General features: G+C 72.0%; 8 protein-coding genes and 2 tRNA genes. 4 read left to right on the top strand and 6 right to left on the bottom strand.

Annotated elements, in window-relative coordinates:
* Nucleotides 1-63: 63 nt before the first annotated feature.
* Nucleotides 64-1302 carry a cation:proton antiporter domain-containing protein gene (locus tag SACHA_RS0110340; protein ID WP_039738622.1) on the bottom strand — a complete coding sequence of 413 codons (1239 nt, stop codon included), beginning with the start codon at nucleotides 1300-1302 and terminating at the stop codon, nucleotides 64-66.
* 208 nt (nucleotides 1303-1510) lie between these two features.
* A tRNA-Pro gene (locus SACHA_RS0110335) sits at nucleotides 1511-1587 on the bottom strand.
* A gap of 84 nt (nucleotides 1588-1671) precedes the next feature.
* Between SACHA_RS0110335 and SACHA_RS0110330 the strand changes: the two genes are divergently transcribed.
* Nucleotides 1672-1745, top strand: a tRNA-Gly gene (locus SACHA_RS0110330).
* A 54-nt stretch (nucleotides 1746-1799) separates the two neighbouring features.
* Here SACHA_RS0110330 and SACHA_RS0110325 read toward each other — a convergent pair.
* Together SACHA_RS0110325 and SACHA_RS0110320 are read right to left on the bottom strand one after the other, a co-directional pair.
* Nucleotides 1800-2243 (bottom strand): nuclear transport factor 2 family protein, encoded by a 444-nt coding sequence (locus SACHA_RS0110325; protein WP_019809459.1) that lies wholly within the window; start codon nucleotides 2241-2243, stop codon nucleotides 1800-1802.
* The gene (locus tag SACHA_RS0110320; RefSeq protein ID WP_019809458.1) at nucleotides 2240-3169 is read right to left on the bottom strand and encodes a TIGR03619 family F420-dependent LLM class oxidoreductase; all 930 of its coding nucleotides are present in this window, start codon (nucleotides 3167-3169) and stop codon (nucleotides 2240-2242) included. The genes SACHA_RS0110325 and SACHA_RS0110320 overlap by 4 nt, the downstream gene beginning before the upstream one ends.
* 373 nt (nucleotides 3170-3542) lie before the next feature.
* Between SACHA_RS0110320 and SACHA_RS0110315 the strand changes: the two genes are divergently transcribed.
* A complete protein-coding gene (locus SACHA_RS0110315; protein ID WP_028663056.1) occupies nucleotides 3543-4094 on the top strand; it encodes a C40 family peptidase in 552 nt (183 codons plus the stop codon).
* A 72-nt stretch (nucleotides 4095-4166) separates the two neighbouring features.
* On the top strand, nucleotides 4167-4946 hold the full coding sequence (locus tag SACHA_RS0110310; protein ID WP_019809456.1) for a hypothetical protein: 780 nt from the start codon (nucleotides 4167-4169) through the stop codon (nucleotides 4944-4946).
* Nucleotides 4947-4985: 39 nt separating this feature from the next.
* Here the strand turns inward: SACHA_RS0110310 and SACHA_RS0110305 are convergent, their stop codons facing one another.
* Both SACHA_RS0110305 and SACHA_RS0110300 read right to left on the bottom strand, forming a co-directional pair.
* Nucleotides 4986-5798, bottom strand: a complete 813-nt coding sequence (locus SACHA_RS0110305; RefSeq protein ID WP_019809455.1) for an Fpg/Nei family DNA glycosylase — start codon at nucleotides 5796-5798, stop codon at nucleotides 4986-4988.
* The gene (locus SACHA_RS0110300; protein WP_019809454.1) at nucleotides 5798-6271 is read right to left on the bottom strand and encodes a ribose-5-phosphate isomerase; all 474 of its coding nucleotides are present in this window, start codon (nucleotides 6269-6271) and stop codon (nucleotides 5798-5800) included. The genes SACHA_RS0110305 and SACHA_RS0110300 overlap by 1 nt, the downstream gene beginning before the upstream one ends.
* A gap of 122 nt (nucleotides 6272-6393) precedes the next feature.
* Here SACHA_RS0110300 and SACHA_RS21425 point away from each other — a divergent pair.
* A partial coding sequence (locus SACHA_RS21425; RefSeq protein WP_019809453.1) for an MBL fold metallo-hydrolase occupies nucleotides 6394-7007 on the top strand: 614 nt, incomplete at its 3' end.

Below are 7007 nucleotides of genomic sequence, written 5' to 3'. Positions count from 1 at the left end.
CCCGCGTGCCCGGAGCGTGTCGGCGGCGTCGGTGTCCGCCTCCGCTGAGCCCGCCGCCCCCACTCAGCCCGCCGCCTCGTGTTCCCGCGCCTCCCGCCGACCCAACAGGCGGCTGCCCGGGGTGGCCGTCATCCCGTGGACCAGCACGGAGGAGCAGATGACCAGCGTCGCGACGGTGAAGACCAGTTCGTCACCGGTCTCGCTGCGCGACAGCGCCGCGTAGTAGAGCGCGGCGACGCCGATCGGACCGAACCACCCGAGGAACAGCGCCTCGGCCCGCCCACGCACCGTCTCCATCGCCGGGGCCAGTGCCAGGAAGGCGGGCAGCCTGCGCAGCAGCAACACGGCGACGACCAGCACCGCGGCACGCCAGCCGAGTTCCAGCCACTCCCGCCACGGCACCACGACTCCCAGCAGGATGAACACCGGCAGCAGGAAGAAGTCGTTGACCGCCTCCTGGACCCGCTCCTCGCTCTGGTCCTCCTCCTCGGGGATCACCCGGCGGAACACCAGACCGGCGGCGAAGACCGCCAGGAGCCCGTTGGCCTCGACCACGTGGGTGACGCCGAGCACCGTCGCGGTCAGCGCCAGGCTGTAGACGAGGTGGGAGGTCTCGGCGACCGTCTCCCGACGGTAGCCCCAGACCAGCAACCACCCCGCGACGTAACCCAGGGCGGCCCCCGACAGCACGGCGCCCCCGGTCTCCCACAGCACACTCCGCCACACCCACTCGGACAGCGCCGAGGCGGCGGGTCCCTCCAGCATGAGCAGCGCGAGGAACACCAGCGGGTAGGCCAGGGCGTCGTTGGCCCCGGACTCGGCCGACAGGAAGTGCCGGAGCCGTTCGGGCAGCAGCCGTTGCGCGAGCCTGCCTTCCACGATCGTGCTCGCGATCACCGGGTCGGTCGGGGTGAGCACGGCACCGATCAGCAGGGCGAGCCAGATCGGCACCCCGAGCACCGCGAACACCAGCATCCCGCTGACCAGCCACATGAGCAGCATCACGGGTCCGAGCACGACCACCAGCGCGCGCCAGTGGGGACGCAGGTACCGGCGCGGCAACCGCAGGGCGATCCCCATGAGGGACACCGCCACCGTCAGCCGCGCGACCTCCTCGATCAGCGTGACCGGGTCGGCCCATCCGGACGGGTCGAGCAGTCCGGAGAGCGGTCCGAGCACGACCCCCAACAGCAGGGCCAGCAGTGGTCCGGACAGGAAGGCCCGTTTGATCGGGTTGGACAGCAGGCCGATCAGCAACACCGCGGCACCCATCACCGCCAGCGACAGGTTGAGGGGACTCACTCCACCACCCACGTCCGACGTCTCGACCGAGAAGAGGAAGGTCCCCGGGAACGGGGGCCTCCCCCGCATCGTGCCACCGGGAGAACCGTGCCGCCGTCCGCGATCCGCTCAGCAGCGCCCCGATACGGACGTCCGGAAAGAGGGAGCTCGTGCGCCGGGCGGCCTGCCACCGCATGTCCGTGCGGTGCGGTGACAGGCCGGAGTCCCGTGGTCGGGGTGACAGGATTTGAACCTGCGACCCTTCGCTCCCAAAGCGAATGCGCTACCAAACTGCGCTACACCCCGTCCGCACACCGACCCGGAGGGCGGTGTGCGACCACTCTAGCGGGTCGCGTTACACTGTTGTCGCGGCCGGGTGGTCGGCCGTATGCGGGCGTAGCTCAATGGTAGAGCCCCAGTCTTCCAAACTGGTTACGCGGGTTCGATTCCCGTCGCCCGCTCCACAGCGAGGTGCCCCTCGGTCCCCTCGGGCCGGGGCACGCCTCCTCGCGGCGACCTCACTCCACCGGGCGGGTGGTCGCCATGGCGCGGTCGACCTCCCAGAACGCGCGCATGGACACGATCAGGCCGTCGCCGTCCACCCGGTAGACGAACACCCCGTCGGTGTCCACGCGGTATCCGCCCGGCAGGTAGCTGGTGATGGTGCCGACGTTGGCCACCTCGTCCCCGGCCGCGTGCGAGTCGCGGAGGACGAAGTCGATCCGCTCGGTGCCGGCGATCGCGGCCTCCCAGAACGCCGCGATCGCCGCCCGCCCCCGGTGACCCCGACCGGACTCGTCGAACATCGAGGGCCCGACCGGATCCTCCACGACGCCGTCCGGGTGAAACAGGTCCAGCCACGCCTCCTTGTCCCCGGCCGTGACGGCGTGCATCGACCGCCACGCCGCGGCCCGGGCGGGTGGCTGGTCGGTGGCGGTGTCCCAGCACACGGTGACGGTCACGAGTTCGTCCCTCCTGTCGGCCTCCCCGGTGCGTCCGCGTCCGCCGACAGCGGCTCGCCCGGTTCACCGATGATCTCGTCGGCGAACCGGCGGAGGGCGTCCTTCTTCCTCCCGAGCGGCGCGTCGAAACCGAGCCCCTCCAGCATCCACGGCACGGTGATCGCGTCGGTGACGCCGGCCTCGGCCTGCCTGCGATACCCGTCGAGGCCGAACTGGTCGACACACACCGCCTGGATCTCGAACGCCTCGTCGGCGCGGCCGTACTCCGCGCGCAGTCGGCCCAGCCGCCCGATCGTCGTGCGCAGCTCGTCGAGCGTCATCATGGCCGAGGACCATCCGTCCCCCACCCGGGCCGCGCGCCGCAACGCCGGGGCGCTGTGCCCGCCGATGTAGAACGGCACGCGCCGTGCCGGGGCCGGGGCCATACGCAGCCTGCCGAAGTCGAAGAAGCGGCCGTGGTACTCGACCATGCCGCCGTCCAGGATGCGGCGCAGCACCTCGATCGCCTCGTCGACGCGCGCTCCCCGCTCGGCGTAGGGCGCGCCGCACCACTCGAACTCCTCGGGCGACCACCCGACTCCGAGACCGAGGCCGAACCGGTCGCCGGTCAGGTTGGCCACCGACCCCACCTGGCGGGCCAGCAGCACCGGGTTGCGCGAGCCGAGCTTGAGCACCGAGGTGTAGAAGCGCAGACGGGTGGTGACCGCGCCCATCGACGCGGCCGCGATGAGCGGGTCGACCCACGGGGAGTTCTCGTCCCAGAACCGGCTGCCGTCCGGCGTGTACGGGTAGGAGGCCGACGTCGTCTCCGAGTAGAACAGCGAGTCCGGCAGTGCCACGGCGGAGAAGCCGCACTCCTCCGCCGTCCGGGCCAGCTCGGCGAGCTGGTCGAGCGGACTCAACGCCACTGACAGCGTGAACTTCATGCGGCCGAACTGTAACAAGTTCTACTTGCTCGGGCCAGGGTTTCCCCGGGCGGGCCGCGCCACCGCCCCCCGCGCGGCCGTCGAGTCGATCTCCGCGCCACCCGTCGGGCGTGACTCGGATCACTTCCGGACACGTGACGTGAGTCACTGAGTACGAACCGCGGAAATCAACGGGAAAGTGCCGCACACGCTGCTCACCGGGATGACGCGGATTAAACATCGAGTTGCGGAATCGTGTTCGGTGCCGACTCCGCACGATTGCCGGTTTCGCTTTCCGCGGCTTCGCCGTGTTTACCGTTTCATGTCGTCGAAAACGGCGACAGCTGCCCGAAGAGGAGATCCGTGAAAGCGTTCGACATTCAGGAGGAAGCTCGTGTCCACAACAGCATTGACCAGGTCGGTGGCGGTTCTGATGCTCACGGCGGGAACGCTGGTGGGCCTGGACGGAACGGGGTCGGCCATGATGGGCGGATCAGCGCCGAATTCCCCGCGGGGCGGCGGTGCACCCGCCGACACGGCGCCCCCGGCCGAGCCGCGGCCGCAGCCGCAGAAGGTCGAGGGGGAGCCCGCGGTGCCCGCCGGGCAGCGCATCGTCGAGATAGCGGGCCGACAGGCGGGCAAACCCTACGTCTTCGGCGCCGAGGGACCCGCACGGTTCGATTGTTCCGGCCTCGTCCAGTACGTGCACAGACAGGCGGGCATCGACCTCCCCCGGACGGCGGCCCGGCAGCGCGCGGCCGTCCCCTCCGTGTCCCACTCGGCCATGCGTCCGGGTGACCTGTTGTTCTTCCACAACGGTGGGCGCGTGTACCACGTCGGCATCTTCGCGGGATCGAACGCGATGTGGGCGGCCCCGGAGCCGGGGGACGTCGTCCGCAGGCAGAGCGTCTGGACCGACTCCTACACCGTGGGCCGGGCGTGGTGAGGCCGACCGGGAACTTTTCGGATACCGTCCGCGTTGTCCGGTTCGACGAACCCACACAACCCGGGAGTTCCCATGGAAACCGCTGTCGTGGTGATCGTGCTCCTGCTGATCATCGTGGGCGGCACGCTGTACCTCGTACGGTCGCAGGCACAGGCGAAGGCCCGCCGGGTCGACGACGCCAAGGCCGAGGCGCGGCGGTGGGTGGAGCGGCTCGGTGGGCAGGTGCTCAACCTCACCGGCACGGACACGGCCTCCCAGCAGGCGCTGGCCGACGCGAGTGAGCGCTACACCGCCGCAGGCTCCCAGATGGAGCAGGCCGAGACCGCCGAGCAGGCACGGTTGGTCCGGGAAACGGCTCTCGAAGGGCTCTACTACGTCCGCGCGGCGCGGACCGCCATGGGCATGGACCCCGGCCCCGAACTGCCCGAGGACCGGGAACGCGAGCGCGCGGGCAAGGTCACCGAACACCGTGCCGTGGACGTCGAGGGCAGGCACTACGAGGCCTCGCCGGAGCCGACCTCGAACACCCCGCACTACTACCCCGGTGGCCGTGTCTCCGGCCGCCCGGTGCCGCAGGGCTGGTACAGCGAGCCGTGGTGGAAGCCCGCCCTGGTCGGCGGCGCCTGGGGCCTGGGCTCCATGTTCCTGTTCAGCGCCATGTTCTCCGGCATGGCGGGCGTGCCGAGCGCGGAGGCCTGGGAGTCCGGGTACGACGCCGGCCAGGAGGACGCGATGGAGTCCGGCGATGCCGGGGACGGCGGCGACGCCGGTGGCGGTGACGACATGGGCGGCGGTGACATGGGCGGTGGTGACATGGGTGACATGGGCGGCGGATTCGATCTCGGCTTCTAGGACCGCCGCCGGGGTCCGCGCACCGGATCCGGACGCGGCCTAGTCACCGGGCTGGCAGGTCGGGCACCAGTACAGGTTCCGGCCTGCCAGTTCCGTGTGCGCCACGGGCGTGCCACACACCAGGCACGGTCGCCCCGTGCGCCGGTAGACGTAGACCTCCCCGCCGTGCCGGTCGTTGCGCGGGGCGCGGCCGGTCACCTCCGGCCGGTGTTCGTGCGCGACGGTGTCGATCCGCCCGACCCGCACACCCTCGCGCATGAGCCGCCGCAGATCCGCCCACACCGCGTCCCACCGGGACCGCCCGAGCGAGCGCCCGGGCAGCAGGGGTGCGATCCCCTGCCGGAACAGGACCTCCGCGCGGTAGACGTTGCCCACCCCCGCCACGACCGTCTGATCCATCAACAGCGCCGCCACCGACGTCCGCGACCGGTCCACCCGGGCGAATCCCCGGTCCGGCTCGGCGTCGTCCCGCAGCGGGTCGGGTCCGAGCCGGGCCCTGATCGCGTCCGCCTCCGCGGCGGTGAGCAGTTCGCACCGGTTCGGCCCGCGCAGGTCCGTCCCGTGGGTCGCGCCGAGCAGGCGCATGCGGACCTGCCCCACCGGCTCCTGGGCAGGCAGCGGGAACTCCGTGAACCCCCCGTACAGGCCGAGGTGCACGTGGACGGTCCCGTGTGGACCGTAGTGGTGGAACAGGTGTTTGCCGTGCGCCTCGGCGGCGGTCATCGTGTGCCCGTCGAGCGCGGCGGCCCCGGCGGCGAAGCGGCCCTGCGGGCTGGACACCGCCACCGGTGCGCCGACATAGCGGCGCCGGTGCAGCAGCGCGAGGCGGTGGAGGGTGTGCCCCTCGGGCATCAGGCCCCCGGCAGCGCGGGGGGAACGCCGGTGCGCTCGAACTCGCCGATCTGGCGCACCCTGCGGGTGTGCCGCTCGTCGTCCGAGGGCGGCGTGGCCAGGAACGCGTCCACGATCCGCGCCGCCTCCCCCGCGGAGTGCATCCGCGCGCCGATCCCGATCAGCTGGGCGTGATTGTGCTCCCGCGTCAGGGTGGCGGTCTCCTCGTTCCAGGCGAGGCCCGCCCGGGCTCCCGGGACCTTGTTCGCGGCGATCTGCTCGCCGTTGCCGGACCCGCCGACCACGACTCCGAGGCTGCCCTCGTCGGCGACCACCCGGCGGGCGGTCTCCACGCAGAACGCCGGGTAGTCGTCGGCGGCGTCGTAGACGTGTGGCCCGACGTCGGTCACCTCGTGGCCCTGCTCCCGCAGGTGGGTGACGAGATGGTTTTTCAGTTCGTAACCGGCATGGTCGGATCCCAGGTAGACACGCACAGCTTCCGAGTGTGCCATCGTGGTCCGCCCCGGCCGCAGGCACCCGCCGTGCCACACTCGGCGGGGACACCGGGGCCGCACCCGCGGCACCGCGCACACGGTCCGACACGGCGGGAGACGGGGTGGACGGCTGGTCCGAGGTCGGCGACGGGGTGTTCGTCGGCCGTTACCGGGAGTGGGATCTCACGGTCGGGCTCGTGCTCGGCGACACGGGGTGCCTGGTCGTGGACACGCGCGTGGACCGCGGGCAGGGCGCGGAGCTGGCCTCCGCCGTGCGGGCGGCGACGCCGCTGCCGTGGACGGTGCTGCTCACCCACCACCACTTCGACCACTGTCTGGGCCTGCCCGCGTTCCTGCCCTGCCCGGTGTGGGCGCACGAACGGTGCGCGGCGCACCTGCACGCACCCGGCGGGGAAGTGACGGTGCCCGACCACCTGCGGGTGCCCGACCACCTGCTCACCGGGCACGCCGCGATCGACCTCGGCGGGCGGCGGATCGAACTGCACCACCCGGGGCCGGCACACACGGACAACGACGTGCTGGCGCGGATCCCCGACGCCGGGGTGGTCTTCGCCGGGGATCTCGTCGAGCACGTGCCCGGCGGGTCGTTCAGCGCCGAGTCGTTCGAGGACGTCACCCACCTGGGGCAGTGGCCGGCGGCGCTGGACGCGATCCTCGCCCCCGCGCCCCGCGTCGTGGTGCCCGGCCACGGCGACCCGGTCGGGCCGGACTTCGT

This window comes from Saccharomonospora halophila 8 (genome assembly GCF_000383775.1).
Lineage (GTDB): Bacteria > Actinomycetota > Actinomycetes > Mycobacteriales > Pseudonocardiaceae > Saccharomonospora > Saccharomonospora halophila.
This window is presented reverse-complemented; position numbering and strand designations above follow the sequence as displayed.